The 17,075-nt window shown below is 63.8% G+C and carries 14 protein-coding genes; 4 read left to right on the top strand and 10 right to left on the bottom strand.

Annotated elements, in window-relative coordinates; all coding sequences use genetic code 11:
• Window positions 1–148 precede the first annotated feature (148 nt).
• Window positions 149–601, bottom strand: coding sequence for an Lrp/AsnC family transcriptional regulator (locus tag AC3WJP_RS28320; RefSeq protein WP_493724439.1), 453 nt, complete (start codon window positions 599–601; stop codon window positions 149–151).
• A gap of 126 nt (window positions 602–727) precedes the next feature.
• Here AC3WJP_RS28320 and AC3WJP_RS28315 point away from each other — a divergent pair, with 126 nt between their 5' ends.
• Window positions 728–1,348, top strand: coding sequence for a LysE family translocator (locus AC3WJP_RS28315; RefSeq protein ID WP_493724440.1), 621 nt, complete (start codon window positions 728–730; stop codon window positions 1,346–1,348).
• Window positions 1,349–1,375: 27 nt separating this feature from the next.
• On the opposite strand, the gene AC3WJP_RS28310 is transcribed toward AC3WJP_RS28315, so the two are convergent.
• The gene (locus AC3WJP_RS28310) at window positions 1,376–3,268 is read right to left on the bottom strand and encodes a sigma-54-dependent Fis family transcriptional regulator (protein WP_493724441.1); all 1,893 of its coding nucleotides are present in this window, start codon (window positions 3,266–3,268) and stop codon (window positions 1,376–1,378) included.
• Window positions 3,269–3,839: 571 nt separating this feature from the next.
• On the opposite strand from AC3WJP_RS28310, the gene AC3WJP_RS28305 reads away from it, so the two are divergent.
• Window positions 3,840–5,663 carry an NAD(P)/FAD-dependent oxidoreductase gene (locus AC3WJP_RS28305; RefSeq protein WP_493724442.1) on the top strand — a complete coding sequence of 608 codons (1,824 nt, stop codon included), beginning with the start codon at window positions 3,840–3,842 and terminating at the stop codon, window positions 5,661–5,663.
• A 126-nt stretch (window positions 5,664–5,789) separates the two neighbouring features.
• Here the strand turns inward: AC3WJP_RS28305 and AC3WJP_RS28300 are convergent, their stop codons facing one another.
• From AC3WJP_RS28300 to AC3WJP_RS28275, 6 genes are all read right to left on the bottom strand, one after another.
• Window positions 5,790–6,518: a transporter substrate-binding domain-containing protein gene (locus AC3WJP_RS28300; RefSeq protein WP_493724443.1), complete on the bottom strand. Its 729-nt coding sequence runs from the start codon at window positions 6,516–6,518 to the stop codon at window positions 5,790–5,792.
• A 71-nt stretch (window positions 6,519–6,589) separates the two neighbouring features.
• Window positions 6,590–7,915 (bottom strand): MFS transporter, encoded by a 1,326-nt coding sequence (locus AC3WJP_RS28295; protein ID WP_493724444.1) that lies wholly within the window; start codon window positions 7,913–7,915, stop codon window positions 6,590–6,592.
• A 61-nt stretch (window positions 7,916–7,976) separates the two neighbouring features.
• Window positions 7,977–9,029 carry a lactonase family protein gene (locus tag AC3WJP_RS28290; protein WP_493724452.1) on the bottom strand — a complete coding sequence of 351 codons (1,053 nt, stop codon included), beginning with the start codon at window positions 9,027–9,029 and terminating at the stop codon, window positions 7,977–7,979.
• Window positions 9,030–9,305: 276 nt separating this feature from the next.
• Window positions 9,306–11,981 (bottom strand): aconitate hydratase AcnA, encoded by a 2,676-nt coding sequence (gene acnA / locus AC3WJP_RS28285; protein WP_493724445.1) that lies wholly within the window; start codon window positions 11,979–11,981, stop codon window positions 9,306–9,308.
• A 139-nt stretch (window positions 11,982–12,120) separates the two neighbouring features.
• Window positions 12,121–13,011 (bottom strand): LysR family transcriptional regulator, encoded by an 891-nt coding sequence (locus AC3WJP_RS28280; protein WP_493724446.1) that lies wholly within the window; start codon window positions 13,009–13,011, stop codon window positions 12,121–12,123.
• A 30-nt stretch (window positions 13,012–13,041) separates the two neighbouring features.
• The gene (locus AC3WJP_RS28275) at window positions 13,042–13,944 is read right to left on the bottom strand and encodes a LysR substrate-binding domain-containing protein (protein ID WP_493724447.1); all 903 of its coding nucleotides are present in this window, start codon (window positions 13,942–13,944) and stop codon (window positions 13,042–13,044) included.
• Window positions 13,945–14,059: 115 nt separating this feature from the next.
• Here AC3WJP_RS28275 and AC3WJP_RS28270 point away from each other — a divergent pair, with 115 nt between their 5' ends.
• Window positions 14,060–14,848 (top strand): HalD/BesD family halogenase, encoded by a 789-nt coding sequence (locus AC3WJP_RS28270; RefSeq protein ID WP_493724448.1) that lies wholly within the window; start codon window positions 14,060–14,062, stop codon window positions 14,846–14,848.
• 92 nt (window positions 14,849–14,940) lie between these two features.
• Window positions 14,941–15,798 carry a transporter substrate-binding domain-containing protein gene (locus tag AC3WJP_RS28265; RefSeq protein WP_493724449.1) on the top strand — a complete coding sequence of 286 codons (858 nt, stop codon included), beginning with the start codon at window positions 14,941–14,943 and terminating at the stop codon, window positions 15,796–15,798.
• Window positions 15,799–15,874: 76 nt separating this feature from the next.
• On the opposite strand, the gene AC3WJP_RS28260 is transcribed toward AC3WJP_RS28265, so the two are convergent.
• Both AC3WJP_RS28260 and AC3WJP_RS28255 read right to left on the bottom strand, forming a co-directional pair.
• Window positions 15,875–16,204: an AzlD domain-containing protein gene (locus AC3WJP_RS28260; RefSeq protein WP_493724450.1), complete on the bottom strand. Its 330-nt coding sequence runs from the start codon at window positions 16,202–16,204 to the stop codon at window positions 15,875–15,877.
• Window positions 16,201–16,917: an AzlC family ABC transporter permease gene (locus AC3WJP_RS28255; RefSeq protein ID WP_493724451.1), complete on the bottom strand. Its 717-nt coding sequence runs from the start codon at window positions 16,915–16,917 to the stop codon at window positions 16,201–16,203. Before AC3WJP_RS28255 ends, AC3WJP_RS28260 begins: the two co-directional genes overlap by 4 nt.
• Window positions 16,918–17,075 lie beyond the last annotated feature (158 nt).

Here is a 17,075-nt window from a genome sequence, read left to right as displayed (position 1 = left end):
CCCCCCCCCCCCCCCCCCCCCCCCCCCCCCCCCCCCCCCCCCCCCCCCCCCCCCCCCCCCCCCCCCCCACAGGGTTGGAATCTCGACTCAACTCAGCTAGAGCCACCGCAGGTGCATATCAGCGCGCCGGAGGCTTCGATTTGCCCGGTCACAACGGCAACGCCCGATCGGCAATCACCTGTTTCATCACCAGCGTCGAGGTCAGACGCAGTACGTTCGGCAGCTTGGTCAGGTGCTCGTCATACAGCCGCTGAAAAGCCGGCAGATCCTCGGTGACCACCATCAGCAGGAAATCAGGATCGCCAAACAGCCGCTGCGCCTGAGTGATGCTGGGGATACCCGGCAACGCCTGCTCGAAATCCGCAATCGCCTGCTGGTGTCCTTCGCGCATGGTCACGAACACCAGCGACGAGAACCCAAGCCCCAACTTGGGCGCGGACAACTGGGCCCGATAGCCGGTGATGATGCCCTGCTCTTCCAGCGCCCGAACCCGACGATGGCAGGGCGACAGGCTGATCCCGACCCGATCCGCCAACTCGGTGAGCGACTGGCGACCATCGGCCTGCAGCTGCGCAAGAATCTTTCTATCTGTGCGATCCATACCTAAAAACCTTCCCCATTGATGGGTTTAACGGGCTGTAATCGAAAGATAATACCACGTGTATTTCCTTATCCTTCCTTCTCCGCCTTGCGGCATATCCGGCTGACTGATGGGAGAGGATTGGTCATGGATCCAAGTGTGATCGCGGCGTTCTGGGCCGTGTCGTTGCTGTTCGTTATCACCCCTGGCATGGACTGGGCCTACGCGATCTCGGCCGGACTGCGCGGCGATGTGGTAGTGCCCGCAGTGGGCGGAATGCTCTGCGGACATCTGCTGGCGACACTGATCGTCGCCGCAGGCGTGGCCGGTGTGTTGACGCAGATACCCTTCGCCCTGACGGCGCTGACACTGGTGGGCGCGGGCTATCTGTTGTGGTTGGGGATCAACATGCTGCTCAAGCCCTCCGTCCCCGTGCAGGGTGAATGTGCAGCGGCCGGTAGTGGCTCGAGTTGGGCCATCAAGGGGCTGTGCGTCAGCGGTCTGAACCCGAAAGTGATCCTGATGTTCCTGGCCCTGCTGCCACAGTTCACCGATCCTCACGCCGCCTGGCCGGTCCCCACGCAGATTATCGCCCTGGGAGTGCTGCATGCGTGCAGCTGCGCGGTGGTGTACCTGATGGTCGGCTTCGGCGCCCGAGCGGTGCTTGCGTCGCGCCCGGCTGCCGCATTGCTGGTCAGCCGGGTGTCGGGGGCGGCGATGATAGTGATTGCCGTGGCATTGGCGGTGGAGCGCTTGGCGGGGTTGTAGCCGGTCGTTCAAGCAGTGAATGGACAGTCATCCCGAGCGTGCTATTCCATGCTGACGCAGCTTGCGATAGAGGGTATTGCGACTGATCCCCAACCGCGTCGCCACCCGGCCAATGTGCCATTGCTCGGCGGCGATCAGGGTCAGCAGCGTCTGGCGTTCGGACTGCTGCAACGGATCGCCGCCCTGCGCTACCGCCGTCGGTTCACCCGGCAACAACTCCACGACGTCTTGCAGACACACACAACCGTCCCCGGCCAGAGCCACCAAGGTCCGCAGGCAGGTGCGCAATTGCCGGACATTGCCCGGCCATGGATACGCTAAAAGGCGTTCCCTGACGCCCGGCTCCAGGGTTATCCGCGCGCCTGGCGCTTCCTCCCTCAACAACAGATCGAACAATTGGCCCTTGTCCGAACGCTCACGCAGCGGCGGCAACTGCACCGCAAAGCCAGCGATGCGATAGAACAGATCCTCGCGAAAGCGCCCCTCGGCCACGCCGGCCCGCAGGTCCTGGTGGCTGGCGCTGATCAAGCGCACATCCAGCGCCCGCGCCGTGGCGCCACCCAGAGGCACCACCTGGCGCTCTTCCAGCACGCGCAACAGGCGCGTCTGCAACGCCAGCGGCATATCACCGATCTCGTCCAAAAAGAGGATGCCGCCATGGGCCTGCTCCAGCTTGCCGACCATGCCGTCCTTGCGGGCGCCGGTGAAGCTGCCGCCGCGATAGCCGAACAGCTCGCTCTCGATCAGGCTTTCCGGGATGGCCGCGCAGTTGATCGCCACGAACGGCTGAGCGGCCCGCGAACTGGCGCGGTGCAGCGCCGCAGCGAACGCCTCCTTGCCGGTGCCGGTCTCGCCTTGCACAAAGACCGGCACATCCCGTTCCAGCACGCGCAGGGCACGACTGAAGGCGCGTTGCAGGCGCGGGTCTGCGAGGCACACGCGGTGATCGGGGTCACTGGACGGCGGCGGCAGTTGCGGCTTGAGCTTCTGCGGCGCGCGTAATTGCCCGTAGAACAAGCGCCCGTCGTGCAACCGCAGCGGCCAACACACACCGGGCTGCGGACTGGCTCGGCTCGTCAGTTGTTCGAGGGAAGCCTCCAGCAAGCCAGTCAACGATCGCCCGACCAGTTGCTCGCGTTCGAGCCCCAGCAGGTCAAGGGCGGCCTGATTGGCCGAGCAGATGCGCGCACTGTCGTCGAAACTCAGCAGGCCCTCGCCCAGCAGCCCGACGAAGTCGGCCTCAGGATGAAAGCGCAGCAAATAGCGCTGCGGATCGTGGCCGAGGAAGAAACAGCTCTCGATCAGCTTGGCCGACAGGTTGGTCAGCGCCATGGCCTGGAAGCGCTGCTGCAGACTGTGCTCCTCGCGCGCCGACGACAGATTGAGCACCGCCAGCAGGTCACCGCGGGGATCGAAGATCGGGCTGGCCGAACAGGTCAGGCCAGCGTGCTTGCCACGAAAATGCTCGTCGCGGCGGATGGTCACGTTCTGCCGCTCGACCAGACAGGTGCCGACGCCGTTGGTGCCTTCGCAGTCTTCGCTCCACACCGCCCCCAGCCATAGCCCCGAGCGCTGGAATTCGGCCTGTTCGCAGGCACTGAAGACGCTGTCGATGACCACGCCCCGGACATCGGTCAGCAACACCACGTGGCCTTCGCCGCCGAGCTGCTGGTGCAGGCTGCTCATCTGCCAGCGCGCGACTTTGATGATGTGTTCAAGCGGCCCGCGATGATCCTGCAAGCGCGGGTGTTCCACCACGTTGGGCGCACGGCGGCTGGCGGGGTCGAGCTGGTGTTGATCCAGGCAACGGCGCCAGGAGCGCGTGATGGCTGGATCGTTGGCTTGAGCGTGGCTGGCGAGATCGCCGTGCACGGCTTGCAGCACCTGCTGGGCATGGGCGCTGATCAAGGCGGACGTCATTGTTGTTGTTCTCCGCTGCGATGAATACACGTCTGTTGCCAGCTTAGACCAAAGACAGGGACTTGAGGCTGCTTCCAACTCTACCCGGGCGCCTGTAGCGAGGGGGCTTGCCCCCGAATACCTGACCAGGCGCCGCTCGGCCTGAGGGGTCGCGGTGTGCCGAGGATTTTTTCGGGGGCAAGCCCCCTCGCTACCCATGCGCCTGTAGCGAGGGGGCTTGCCCCCGAATCCCTGACCAGGCACCGCTCGGCCTGAGGGGTCGCGGTGTGCCGAGGATATTTTCGGGGGCAAGCCCCCTCGCTACCCGTGCGCCTGTAGCGAGGGGGCTTGCCCCCGAATACCTGACCAGGCACCGCTCGGCCTGAGGGGTCGCGGTGTGCCGAGGATTTTTTCGGGGGCAAGCCCCCTCGCTACAGAGGGATGACACTTTGTCATGCCCCCGTCCCACCGGCGTGACAGTGCGCAGGTTTGTAGCGGAGGCGAAGGCTCTGGACCGAAGGTCTGCCGCAGATGGCCCGGCTCTTGCTCTATTCACCTCGGTACAAAAACAACAAAAACAGGAGACACCCCCATGAACATCGCTGTCGAAACACCTCAACAAACCCCCACCGCCCAGCTCGCGGCCTGGGTCGAACGCCTCGGCGAGCACCTGGCCCAAGGCGACCTGGACGCCACCCTGGGGCTGTTCAGCGAAGACTGTTACTGGCGCGACCTGCTGCTGTTCAGCTGGAACCTGGTAACCCTCGAAGGCAAGCCTGCGATCCGCGACATGCTCGAAGCACGGCTGCAACTGACCCAGCCCGAGCAGTGGCGACTCGAAGGCGAAGCGACCCTGGCCGGTGGCGTGCTCGAAGGCTGGATCAGCCTGCAGACCGACAGTGCGCGCGGCAAAGGCTACGTGCGCCTCAAGGATGGCCTATGCTGGACGCTGCTGACCAGCATGCGCGAGCTCAAGGGTTTCGAAGAACCCAGCGGCCGCCGTCGCCCCATGGGCGCCCATCACGGACATGGCCATGCCGACAAACGCAATTGGCTGGAACGCCGCCGCGATGAGGAAGCCTCCCTCGGCATCACCTCGCAGCCTTATTGCCTGATCGTCGGCGGCGGTCAGGGCGGCCTGGGCCTGGCGGCACGGCTCAAGCGCCTGGGTGTGCCGACGCTGATCGTCGACAAGGCCGAGCGCCCGGGCGACCAGTGGCGCAGCCGCTACAAATCGCTGTGCCTGCACGACCCGGTCTGGTACGACCACATGCCGTACCTGCCCTTCCCCGATCACTGGCCGGTCTTCACCCCCAAGGATCAGGTCGGCGACTGGCTCGAGATGTACACCAAGGTCATGGAGCTCAATTACTGGCCACGCACCGAATGCGTCAGCGCAACGTTCGACGACCAGGCAGGCAACTGGACGGTCGAGGTGCAGCGCGATGGCGAGCGCCTGTTGCTGCAGCCAACCCAGTTGATCCTCGCCACCGGCATGTCCGGCGTCGCCAACGTGCCCGACTATCCTGGCGCCGACACCTTCAACGGCCAGCAGCATCATTCCAGCCGCCATCCCGGTGGCGACGCCTGGCGCGGCAAACGCGCGGTGGTGATCGGCGCCAACAACTCGGCCCATGACATCTGCGCCGATCTGGTCGAGAACGGTGCCGAGGTGACCATGGTGCAGCGCTCCACCACGCATATCGTGCGCTCCGACAGCCTGATGGAGCTGGTGTTCGGCGGGCTGTATTCCGAGGACGCGGTGGAAAGCGGCCTGACCACCGACAAGGCCGACATGCTGTTCGCCTCGATCCCCTACAAGGTCATGCCGAGCTTCCACAAGCCGGTGTTCGAGGCGATCAAGGAGCGCGACAAGGACTTTTACCAGCGCCTGGCAAAGGCCGGTTTCATGCTCGATTTCGGCGACGACGAATCGGGGTTGTTCATGAAGTACGTGCGCCGTGGCTCGGGATATTACATCGACGTCGGCGCCTCGCAGTTGATCGCCGATGGCACCATCAAGCTCAAGAGCGCACCGGGCCTGGGGGTCGAGCATATCGAAGCGGATGCAGTGGTGTTGACCGACGGCACGCGCCTGCCCGCAGACCTGATCGTCTATGCCACCGGCTATGGCTCGATGAACGGCTGGGCGGCGAAGCTGATTTCTCAGGAAGTCGCCGACAAGGTCGGCCGGTGCTGGGGCCTGGGCTCCGGCACCACCAAGGACCCGGGCCCATACGAAGGCGAGTTGCGCAATATGTGGAAGCCCACGCAACAGCAAAACCTGTGGTTCCATGGAGGCAATCTGCATCAGTCGCGGCATTATTCGCTGTATCTGGCGCTGCAGTTGAAGGCGCGGTTCGAGGGGCTTCAACCGCAGGTGTATGGGCTCGCGGCCAGTCACCACAAGGGCTGAAGTTGCGTCACTGTAGCGAGGGGGCTCGCCCCCGAAAGGTCCATCAGCCGCACTGTCATGGCTGACACACCGCAATCGGGGCGTCGCCCCCTCGCTGCAGGAATCGACGCGCTGGTCAAGCTACCATCACTCCCGCGGCGCGCTGACATCCGTCTGGCCACTGCCCAACAACGCCCCGCGCACGAAACCACTGGCCAACTGGCGCTGCAGAAACGCCGCAACATAAGCGCTGGCCAAGGCATTGGCCCGTGGTACCGCCATGGCCTGGCGAATTTCGGTGAACGCCCCCGGCAGCACCCGGTAGCGCGGATCTTTCGATGCCACCTGCTCCAGCGGTTGGCGCACTCCGGCAGCGGCGTCCAGCTGCTGCGCGATGAACAGATCCACCGCCGCCGACGACGTCGCAGCGCGCTCCAGCGTGGCGTGCTGCAGGCTGCGCGACAGAAACAGGTCATAGGCCGCGCCCTTGCCCACCGCCAGGCGCAAGCCGGCCTGATCGAGGTCGGCGACGTGCCGATAAGGCGAACCCTGGCTGACCAGATACGTCCCCTCGATGATCACGTACGGCTTGCTGAAGGCGATCTGCTCTTCACGCACCGGTTCGATCGCCAGAAAGGCCAGGTCCCAGCAGCGCTCCTCCAACGCGGCGAACACCTTGCCGGCGGCATCGAAGGTGATCATCTGCAGACCCACCCCCAGCTCGGCGGCCAGGGCCTTGGCAAGCGCGACCGAAACACCTTGCAGGCCACCGTCGACGCCAGGTTGCGCCAACACCGGATTGCCCAGGTTGATGGCTGTACGCAGTACGCCGCCGGGTGCCAGTTGCTCCAGTGCTGCTGGGGAAATGGAATTCATGGTGTGCTCCGAATGGGATTGCGCGACAGCGCCCGGCCGCCTCGATCAAAGGTGCCGGGCGCGCGTGAGACTCAGTGGGCCTGCTTGACGGCCCCGAGGCTGCGATCAGTTTTTTCCTTGTTGGTCACCCGCATCAGCATCGTCATCACGAAGCCTATCAGCAACAAGCCGCTGAGAAACAGCAGGCCATTGGCGGCGCTCTGATTGGTGCCCTTGACCATGCCGATCATCGACGGCCCGACGAAACCGCCGAGGTTACCGATGGAATTGATCACCGCGATCGACACCGCCGCCGTGGCCCGATCGAGGAACAGCGTCGGCAGCGCCCAGAAGGGTGACTTGAAGCTGTACAGGCCCGATAGCGCCAGGCAGATCATCGCCATGGCCACGAAGGGGTTGTCCAGCAATCCGGCGCCGATCAGCCCTGCTGCGGAAAAAAGCAGTGGAATGGCCGAGTGCAGTTTGCGCTCGTTGCGTTTGTCGGAGCTGCGCGACCAGAGGATCATCGCGATGGTCGCGACGATATACGGGAGCATGGCGATCAGGCCGATCTGGGTATGGGTCAAGCTCTCGGAGAAGCTCTTGATAATCTGCGGCATCCAGTAGCCGACGCCCAGGCTGCCGCATTGGTAGACGAAGTAGATGAACGACAGGTACAGCACCTTGGGGTTGGTCATGGTCTTGAGCACGCCCAGGCTCTTGACGTTCTTGCGGCTCCGGCGATCACGCTCCAGCTCCGCCAGCAGCCAGTCCTTCTCCTCGGGTTTGAGCCACTTGGCCTGCTCCGGCTTGTCGGTCAGGAAAAAGAAACAGGCGACGCCCAGCAACACCGCGGGAGCGCCCTCGAGGAACAGCATCCAGCGCCAGCCGCTCCAGTTCAGCCAGTTGATGTTGTCCATGATCCAGGTGCTCAGCGGCGCACCGATGATGTAGCTGACCGGGATCGCCGCCGTGAACAACGCCACGGTGGTGGCAAGCTCCTTGGCGCGGAACCAGTACGTCAGGTAAACGATGATCCCCGGAAAGAATCCGGCTTCGGCGACACCGAGAAAAAAGCGCAGCACGTAGAGCTGATTGGCGGTGTGGGCAAAGGCGGTACAGGCGGCGATCACCCCCCAGGTCACCAGGATGCGCGCGATCCACACCCGGGCGCCGAACTTGTTGAGCAGGACGTTGCTGGGTACTTCGAAGAGGAAGTAGCCGATAAAGAAAATACCGGAAATGAACCCGAACGCTTCGCTGCTCAGCGCCAGTTCCTTGTTCATCTGCAACGCCGCATAGCCGATATTGGCGCGGTCCAGATAGGAGACGATGTACAGCAGAAAAACGAAGGGGATGATGCGCAAGGTGATCTTGCGCACGATGGCAGCTTCGTCGACGACGTCATTGTTGTTCATGGCAAACCTCACGATCGGCAGACAATGCCTGCTTCTGTTGTTTTTGTGAATCCGCTGCTGATCAGGTCGAAAAAATCATGCACACCGGGCTGCCGGTCGATACCGAAAAGCCGGTCTTGCTCAAACTGCCCTTCCTGGGGTCCACCGCCATGGAGATGATGGTGTCGCTGTCCTCGTTGAGGGCGAATAGAAATCGCCCGTTGGGGGTCAGGGTGAAGAAGCGCGGGGTCTTGCCGTCGGTGGGCATGAACTCCACCGGGCTCAACAAGCCGGTGCCTTCATCGATGACGAACACCGCCACGCTGTCGTAGCCGCGGTTGGAGGCGTAAAGAAAACGCCCGCTGCGGTCGATCTCGATCTCCGACGCCCGGCTGTTGCCGGTAAAGGTGGCCGGCAACGATGGCAGCACCTGCTGCGGCTTGAGCGCGCCGGTTTTGCTCTCGAAGCGGTACGCGGCGACGGTCGAGTCCAGCTCGTTGACCACGTAGGCAAACGCCGAGTTGGGGTGCAGGGCGATATGCCGTGGGCCGGCGCCTTCGCGGGTGGTGACGAAAGGCGGATCGGCGGGGAACAGCTTGCCGTTGTCGAAACGCAGGCTGAAGATCCGATCCAGGCCCTTGTCCGGCACCAGCACGTAGTTGCCCGAATGATCGAACGGGTTGAAATGTGGTTTGGAAAACGGCTGCTCGACACGGTGCGGCCCCAACGGCCCTTCAAGCTTGAGCAATTGGTTGAGGCTGCCCAGCGAGCCATCTGCGGCAACATTGAGCACCGCCAGCGAGCCGCCGATGTGGTTGGACACCACCAGAAAGCGTTCGCTGGGGTCGAGGGCCAGGTGCACCGGGTTCTTGCCTTCGGTGCTCTGCCGATTGATGAACGTCAGCATGCCGCTGGCCTTGTCGACGCTGAAGGCACTGACGTCGCTCTGGTCACCGTGCACGGTGTACAGCCGGTCGCCGGCCTTGTTGAGCGCCAGAAAGGATGGATTGACCAGGTCCTTGACCACTTGCACGAGCTCGAGGGTCCCTTTGCTTTGATCGACCTTGTAGACCGTGATGCCATCACCGCGGGCATTTCGTTCGCGGGTGGTGCGTGACCCGACATAGGCGTACATAGGGGTTCTCCCGCTGACAGAGGATATTTTCGTGGAGGGATCGGCGGCCATTGCCAGACTGCCTGGTAGCAGCGCACCGAGAATGGAGGCGCCGGCCACCGCGCTCATTTGCTTGAGCAGCAGGCGGCGGCCGGCGTCGGCGCAGGGGTCGAGCTGTACGGCAGGCGGCTGCAGGCCCGCGCCTTTATCGTCGCTTGTCATTGGGCGTTTCCTTGTTATTGTTGAACGCACGTGTAAAGCCGTAACGGCCTGGCCCTCAGCGCGCCAGGCGCGATATCAGTGGGCGCTGCGCTTGACCACCTTGCGGATCACGTAGGGCAGCACCCCGCCGTGGATCAGGTAGCGGATCTCCTGCAGCGAATCGATACGCACATTGAGCGCCACTGGCTGGCGTTCACCCTCGGCGCGGGTCATGAGCAGGGTGATGGGGTTGTCGCCCACCTGCAGCTCATCGAGGCCGATAAAGTCAAAGGTCTCATCGCCCAGCAGCGCCAGATCCGCGACTTTCATGCCATCCTTGAACTGCAACGGAATGACACCCATACCGATCAGGTTGCTGCGGTGGATGCGCTCGATGCTCTGCGCGACCACCGCCTTGACCCCCAGCAACGCCTGCGCCTTGGCCGCCCAGTCGCGGCTGGAGCCGGCGCCGTAGTTGATACCGGCGAACACCACCATGGGAATCTGCTGCGCAGCGTAGCTTTTGGCCGCCTCGTATAACGGCAGGCAGGCGCTGTGATCGGCGCTCCAGGCCCAGGCGCCGACGCCCGGCTGCTCGGCCAGCAGCAAGTTTTTCACCGCCTTGTTGGTAAAGGCTCCGCGCACCATGACCTCATGGTTGCTGCGCCGAGTGGAGTACTGGTTGAGGTCCTGCGGGTCTTCACCCCGCGCCAGTAGCCACTGGCCGGCCAGACTGTCGGCGGGGATCGAATACGCTGGCGAGATGTGGTCGGTGGTGACGTTGTCGCCCAGCACCAGAAGGACGCGCGCAGCGCTGATCGCCAGGCTGGTTTTTGCCTCGGCAGCGATGTCGGCGAGGTACTGCGGCCGGCGCAGGTAGGTCGAATCCGGGCTCCAGGGGAACTGCACGCTGCCCTCGGCCGACAGCGACTGCCAGTGGTGCGTACCCTCCCATACCTTGGCCAGCCGCTGCTGGAAGAACTCGGGCTTGACCGCCTGCAGTGCCTGCACCGCCACCTCGGCGTCGGTGGGCATCAGGTCGCGCAGGTACACCGGCCGCCCCGCGCTATCCTGCGCCAGGGCCTGGGTTTGCAGATCGATAGTGATGGTGCCTGCAATGGCATAGGCCACACACAGCGCGGGCGACGCCAGGTATCCGGCAGGCACTTTTGGATTGACCCGCCCTTCGAAATTGCGATTGCCCGAAAGCACTACCACGCCCTTGAGGCCTTGATCGGCAAACACTTCGACGTGCGCCTCGAGCTGCCCGGAGTTGCCGATGCAGGTCATGCAGCCGAAACCCGCCAGGTCGAAGCCCAGTGAGGCGAAATCCTCCAGCAATCCAGCCTCGGCCAGGTAGTCGGCGACCACCCGCGAACCAGGCGACAGCGAGGTCTTGACCCAAGGCTTGCGTTGCAGACCGAGCTGCCGGGCCTTGCGAGCCAGCAGGCCGGCCTGGATCATCTGCGCCGGGTTGGCGGTGTTGGTGCAACTGGTAATGGCGGCCATCACCACCGCGCCGTGGGTAATGGGTTGGCCGAACGAGGGCTCGAAAAACTGCTGCTCAATTGGGCCGGCGATCAGCTTGCCGCCGCCCATGACCTCCTGCTCGAAGGACGCTGCGGCGTCGGCCAACTTGTGCCGTTGGTGCGGCTGATGGGGTCCGGCTACGCTGGGTTCGATGCTGGCGAGGTCGAGCTCGATCAACTCGTCGAACTGCGGCTCGGCCAGTTCGTCGCGGCGCCATAGCGACTGTGCATTCAGGTAACGGATCACCTTTTCGCGCAAGGCCTGAGGCCGGCCGGAGAGTTCCAGATACGCCAGGGTGCCATCATCGAACGGGAAGAACACCACCGTGGCGCCATATTCCGGCGCCATGTTGGACACCGTGCCACGTGCTGCCCAGCTTAGAGTCGACAGCCCCGGCCCGGTAAACTCGACGAACTTGCCCACCACCGAGCGCTGGCGCAGGATCTCGGCGACATGCAGGGACAGGTCCGTGGCGGTGACGCCAGGGCGCATGACGTTGCTGACGCGAATACCGACCACCTGCGGGAAACTGATCGGTACCGGCTCGCCGACCATGGCCGCCTGCCCTTCCAGACCGCCCACCCCCCAGCCCAGCACGCCGATGGCGTTGATCATCGGGGTGTGACTGTCGGTGGCGACCATATCGTCGGGATGCAGCAGGCGCCGGCCATCGGCCATGGGCGTTTCCCACACCACTTGCGCCAGGGCTTCCATGTTCATCTGATGGATGATGCCGGTGCCGGGCGGGATCACACCGAAGTTGTCGAGGCTCTTCTGCGCCCATTTGATGAAGCGATAGCGCTCGCTGTTGCGACGAAAATCGATGTCCAGGTTCTGCTCGACTGCATCGGCCTCGGCATAGCGCTCGACGATCACCGAGTGGTCGATGGTCAGCACCGCAGGAATCAGCGGGTTCATGGATGACGGATCGCCCCCCAGCTCCGCCACTACATCGCGCATGCCGGCAAAATCGGCCAGGGCCGGAAGGCAGGTGGTGTCGTGGAACATCAGGCGGTTGGGCTGGAACGGTACCTCGCAATCCGGTCCCTGGCCGATGGCGCGGGCCAGTACCGAAGGCAGGGCTTCAGGGGAGCACCGCGCGACGTTTTCCAGAAGGATGCGAATGGCATACGGCAGCTTCGCCAGCTGGGCGTGGTCGAGCATCTTGTGCAAGTCCACATAGGCGAAATCTTCACCCTCGATCACCAGGGTGTTGAGCAGGTCGGTGGCTATCTCGGTCATGCAGGCATCGCTCGTTTTTATAGTATTCGCGGTCCAGACCTGATGAGCGCCTTCGACCGCTGGTGGATGAATACTAAGTTGGCCGCGCGCGGGTGAAAATTGCCGGTTTACCAAGGCAGCCTTCGTGGATCGAGAAGGCTCAGGGCGTTTGTTCCTTGAGCGTGTCGATCAGGGTCTTGAGGGTCGGCGAGGCGAATTCGTATTTGCGAAATGCCAGCAGCAAGGTGCGTTGCGCCCAGCTTTCCTGCAAAGTCAGGGCCTTCAGGCGATGGCTGCGCAGGTAGGGCTGGACCACGCTGCGCGGCAGTACCGCCAGCCCCAGCCCGGTGGAAACCATGCGGCACATGCAGTCGAAGCTGCTGATGCGGATGCGCAGCTTGAGGGCCTTGCCAAGCTTGTCGGCCTCGCCGGTCAACAGGGTGTGCACCGAGCTTTCCAGATGGGGCCCGATGAATTCGTGCTCCAGCACGTCCTGAAAGCGCACGGCCCTGGCAGCGCTGAGCGGGTGCCCCTGAGGTACCACGAGCGTCAACTCGTCGTGACGATAGGGCACGGTCTCCAGGCCCAGGGCGGGCGTCTGGTCGGCGATGATGCCCAGATCGGCCCGGCCGTCGGCCACGGCGCGAATCACCGCCGAGCCGACCCGCTCTTCAATATCGAACTTGATCTGCGGATAGGTCTGCACGAAGCGGGCGATGTCGTCCGGCAAGAACTGCGAGAGCGCCGAGGTGATGGCGTGAATGCGCACGTGGCCCTTGACCCCGGAGGCGTAATCGCCGAGCTCGTCATCCAACGCATTGAGGGTCTGCCGGAGCTGGCGGGCATAGAACAGCATCGACTGCCCTGCCGGCGTCAGGTCCACGCCGCGGGCGTTGCGGATCAGCAGCGCCGAGCCGGCATGGGCTTCGAGTTCGGCGATGCGCTTGCTGATGGCCGACAGCGCCAGATGCTTGATTCGGGCGACGCGGGTGAGGTTACGCTCCTCGGCCACGGCGATGAAAATGTCCAGGCTGGTCAGGTCGTAACGCATGGGCTGCCTCTCATCAAGTGGTTCACTGCTCTAGTCATCCTGCCCACCCAGCAATTCGATAAAGCGCAGCACATTGGCCCGCTGGCGCTTCTGCGCCGGGACGAACGCGCAATAGGCATGCCCCAGCGGCAACGAGGTCGACGACAGCGCCAGCAGCCGCCCTGCTTCGAGATCCGCCCGGGCCAGCAGCTTCTGCCCCAGGGCAATGCCGCAGCCCAGCCGCGCCAAAGTGATCGACAGACTCGACAACCCGGAGCGCCGTCCCTGTGCCGGGTCCGGCGCAGGCTGGCCGACCTCCTGGGCATACCACTGGCTCCAGGTGGGATGGGACGCATAGTTGGGCCCCCATTGCGTATGGATGAACAGGCTTTCGTGCACCTTGGACAGGTCCAACTCGGGGTTGCCATGGCGATCCCAGAGCTGCGGCGCGCAGAGCGGCACCACCTGATCATGGAACAGCGCGATGGCCTGCAGCGACGGGTAGTGATAATCGCCGTAGCTGATGCGGATATCGACGTCATGCCGGGCCAGGTCGACCGGATCATCCTCTACCCGCACGTCTATCGACAACTGCGGATAGATCTCCAGCAGGCTCGCCAGCTTCGGCGCCAGCCAACCTTCGGCCAGGGAGAACGGCACGCTGACGATCAGCCGGGTACGTATTTCGCCTTCGAGGATGCGCGTGGTCATGGTCGCGATCTCATCCAGCGCGCGGGAGGTCTGCGGATAGATCGCCAGCCCGGCGTCGGTCAGCGCCAGGCGATTGCCGTTACGCATAAACAACTTCTTGCCGAAATACGCTTCGAGATGGCGCACCTGCTGGCTGACCGCAGCCGCCGACACGCCCAGCTCTCGCCCGGCCATGGCGAAGCTGCCCAGGCGCGCAGCCACTTCAAAAGTGCGCACGGCATTGAGGGGTGGTAGTCGTTTCATGCCAGGCTTCCTTAAGTTTTACTGTAGGGAGGCTAACAATTTGTAGCGTTGATGCGAAGTTTTTTGCGGGTTAGCTTGCAGGCTCAGTCACTTGAACTTCACCGGAGCCGACGCCATGAACAACGTCATCGATCTGCAACGTTACCCCCTGGACCGGGAGGGGAGCGCCGAATGGACCGCCTTGGTCCAGCGCGCGCGCGAAGAACTGCAGCGCGACGGCATGTTCAGCCTCGAAGGCTTCGTGCGCACCGAGCAGGTGCAACAGGCGGCAGCGCAGATCAGGCCGACCATGGACGCGCAATCCCACACCCACAAGCGCTCGCACAACATCTACTTCAAGCCGCAGATCGCCGAGCTGCCGGCCGACCACCCGGCCCTGCGCAGCGTCGAAACCGTCAGCCACACGCTGTGCGCCGATCAGTTGCAGGACACCTTGGTCACGGCCGTGTACGAGTACCCGGGCCTGGTGAGTTTTCTCGCGGCGGTCATGGACAAACCCGCGCTGCACGTCATGACCGACCCCCTGGCCCGGGTCAACGTGATGAGCTATCGCCAGGGCGAGACCTTGAACTGGCACTTCGATCGCTCCGAGTTCACCACCACCTTGCTGCTGCAAGCGCCCGAACAGGGCGGAGAATTCGAATACCGCAGCGACCTGCGCAGTGACGACGACCCGAACTACGAGGGCGTCGCCCGGCTGCTCGAAGGCGCTGACCCGAAGGTGCGGTCCCTGCAACTGCAAGCCGGCACCCTCAATGTGTTCCGCGGCAAGAACACCGCCCACCGCGTCACCCCCGTGCGCGGCCAGCGAGAACGCATGGTGGCGGTGTTCTCCTACTACGAAAGACCCGGGGTGATGTTCAGTGCCGAGGAGCAGATCGGCTTCTACGGTCGGGCGTCCTGAGCCCGCAGATAGCGCTTGAACCACAATAACAACGATTTCCCGCCTCACCTTTGCTCGCCCCTGCCACCTTTAGCCAATCGTTGGGGAATTCCATGGTTCACAGTCATCGCATCATCCGCAAGATCCTCGCCTGCTGCGCCTTGTGCGCCAGCCTGATGTGCTCGGCCCCAGGCTTCGCCAAGGACTGGACCACAGTGCGCGTCGCCACCGAAGGCGCCTATGAACCCTGGAACACCACCCTGCCCAACGGCGAAATCTCCGGCTTCGAACCAGAGTTGCTCAAGGACCTGTGCGGTCGGCTCAAGCTCGATTGCCAACTGCAGGCCCAGGACTGGGACGGCATGATCGCCGCGCTCAACGCCGGCAAGTTCGACGTGCTGATGGACGCCATCGTGATCACCCCGGAGCGCTCCCAGGTGGTCGCCTTCACCCAGCCTTACGCCAATACCCAAGGGGTGTTCGCCAGCGCCGATCCCACGCTCATCGCCGCCCTGCCCAGCACCGAAGTGCTCAAGCTCAGCGGTGATGCCACCGCCGACAAGGCGGTGATCGACACGCTCAAGAAACTGGTCAAGGGCAAGGTGCTGGGCATCCAGTCGGGCACTGCCTACACCGAGTTCGTGGAGAAGAACTTCAAGGACATCGCCACCATTCGTGAATACAAGAAGTCCGGCGAACACATGATGGATCTCAGCGCCGGGCGCATCGACCTGGCGTTCGACGACGTGACGTTTTTCGCATCGGCGCTGGAAAATCCGGACAACAAGGCCGTGCACATGGTCGGGCCGAAGATCGGCGGGCAGATCTGGGGCCCGGGCGAGGCGCTGGCGTTGCGCAAGAGCGATGACGACCTGCGCGAGAAATTCAATCAGGCGCTGACTGCGGCGCTGGCGGATGGCACGGTGCAGCGGCTGTCGCAGAAGTGGTTCAAGGCGGACATCCGCCCCTGATGCAGTGACGCATGGCGACTCGGCCGGCTCAGCGAATATCGGCGCCGCAACCATTCAGGTCGCGGTGCCACGCCGATCATCCGATCACCAGCTTGAGCCCCCACAACACCGCCATCCCCACGGCCAGCGTCAGCACCGTGCTGCGAGTTCGCCAGGCAACCCAGGCAGCGACGATGGCAGCCGGTATCTGCGGGTTTTCCAGCACGAAAGCACCCTGCCCGTTCGGATACACCACGGCCGGCAATACCAACGCCGCCAGCACGCTCGCCGGCACATAGGCCAGGGCCCGCTGCAGCCACGGCGGGATGCGCAGGCGCCCGTACAAACCGATGAACGACAGGCGCAGAGCGAAAGTGCCCAAGCCCACGGCGATGAAAATGCCCCACAGGGCCAGATCACTGGTCATGGGCGCTCCCCGGGGTTAGCGCCGTTACGCCAACTTTCGATCGCCAGTCCGGCCGCCACGCCGCCGATGGATGCGGCGATCAGCCCGAGGTTGTAGGGCAAGCCGGCCGCCCCCACGGCGATCACGCCGCCGACCAGCGCCGCGCCCAGAGTCGCCACAGTGCGAATGGCGGGGATCAACAACGCGAGAAACGACAGCGGAATCGCGAAGCTCAGCGACCAGCTTTCAGGAACGCCGGTGCCCAGGCACACCCCGGCCAGCACCGACAGCTGCCAGCACAGCCACATCGCCAACGCCGCGCCAGCGTAATAGTGGTGGGCGAAGCGCCCCATCTCGCCCGACGAATAACGCAGCGTGCATAACGCGTAGGACTGGTCGGACAGCAGGTAGGTCAAGGGCCACAGCCTGCGCCGCGGCATGCGATGCATATAGGGCGCGAGCGAGGCGCTGTACATGACGAAACGCAGGTTGATCACCAGTGCCGTGATCACTACCGCCGTCGGTAGCACGCCGGTGTCGAGCAACTGCAGGGCGACCATTTGCGCGGAGCCGGAATAGAACAGCAAGGTCATGCCCATGGCGGCGAGGGGCGACAGGCCGAGCTTGATGGCCATGATCCCGGTTACAAGGCCGAAGGGGATGACACCAGGGGTCAAGGGGATGAGCGCGCGGACGCCTTGGAGGAATGCATCGCGGCCTGATCGGTAACTCATAGGTCTCCCGTTGTTATTGTTCGGTGCTTCTGGTGCTCTGCAGTCTAGACAGATTTGTCTTTGGATAGAACGTGGGGTCGGTTGAGATCGGGGTGGTTCTGCTTTCGAGCCGGCCTTGGGGTCGCCGCCCCCACCATTGGCCCCTCGCTGGGGCGAGG

The organism is Pseudomonas sp. GW821-FHT01A09 (assembly GCF_058986725.1).
The sequence above is the reverse complement of the archived record's forward strand: the minus strand, read 5'-3'. Positions and strand labels throughout refer to the sequence as shown.

Excerpts from the sequence above, each read along its gene's own strand:
- AC3WJP_RS28320 (WP_493724439.1), bottom strand. The coding sequence starts at position 601 with ATGGATCGCACAGATAGAAAGATTCTTGCGCAGCTGCAGGCCGATGGT.
- AC3WJP_RS28315 (WP_493724440.1), top strand. The coding sequence starts at position 728 with ATGGATCCAAGTGTGATCGCGGCGTTCTGGGCCGTGTCGTTGCTGTTC.
- AC3WJP_RS28310 (WP_493724441.1), bottom strand. The coding sequence starts at position 3,268 with ATGACGTCCGCCTTGATCAGCGCCCATGCCCAGCAGGTGCTGCAAGCC.
- AC3WJP_RS28305 (WP_493724442.1), top strand. The coding sequence starts at position 3,840 with ATGAACATCGCTGTCGAAACACCTCAACAAACCCCCACCGCCCAGCTC.
- AC3WJP_RS28300 (WP_493724443.1), bottom strand. The coding sequence starts at position 6,518 with ATGAATTCCATTTCCCCAGCAGCACTGGAGCAACTGGCACCCGGCGGC.
- AC3WJP_RS28295 (WP_493724444.1), bottom strand. The coding sequence starts at position 7,915 with ATGAACAACAATGACGTCGTCGACGAAGCTGCCATCGTGCGCAAGATC.
- AC3WJP_RS28290 (WP_493724452.1), bottom strand. The coding sequence starts at position 9,029 with ATGTACGCCTATGTCGGGTCACGCACCACCCGCGAACGAAATGCCCGC.
- acnA (WP_493724445.1), bottom strand. The coding sequence starts at position 11,981 with ATGACCGAGATAGCCACCGACCTGCTCAACACCCTGGTGATCGAGGGT.
- AC3WJP_RS28280 (WP_493724446.1), bottom strand. The coding sequence starts at position 13,011 with ATGCGTTACGACCTGACCAGCCTGGACATTTTCATCGCCGTGGCCGAG.
- AC3WJP_RS28275 (WP_493724447.1), bottom strand. The coding sequence starts at position 13,944 with ATGAAACGACTACCACCCCTCAATGCCGTGCGCACTTTTGAAGTGGCT.
- AC3WJP_RS28270 (WP_493724448.1), top strand. The coding sequence starts at position 14,060 with ATGAACAACGTCATCGATCTGCAACGTTACCCCCTGGACCGGGAGGGG.
- AC3WJP_RS28265 (WP_493724449.1), top strand. The coding sequence starts at position 14,941 with ATGGTTCACAGTCATCGCATCATCCGCAAGATCCTCGCCTGCTGCGCC.
- AC3WJP_RS28260 (WP_493724450.1), bottom strand. The coding sequence starts at position 16,204 with ATGACCAGTGATCTGGCCCTGTGGGGCATTTTCATCGCCGTGGGCTTG.
- AC3WJP_RS28255 (WP_493724451.1), bottom strand. The coding sequence starts at position 16,917 with ATGAGTTACCGATCAGGCCGCGATGCATTCCTCCAAGGCGTCCGCGCG.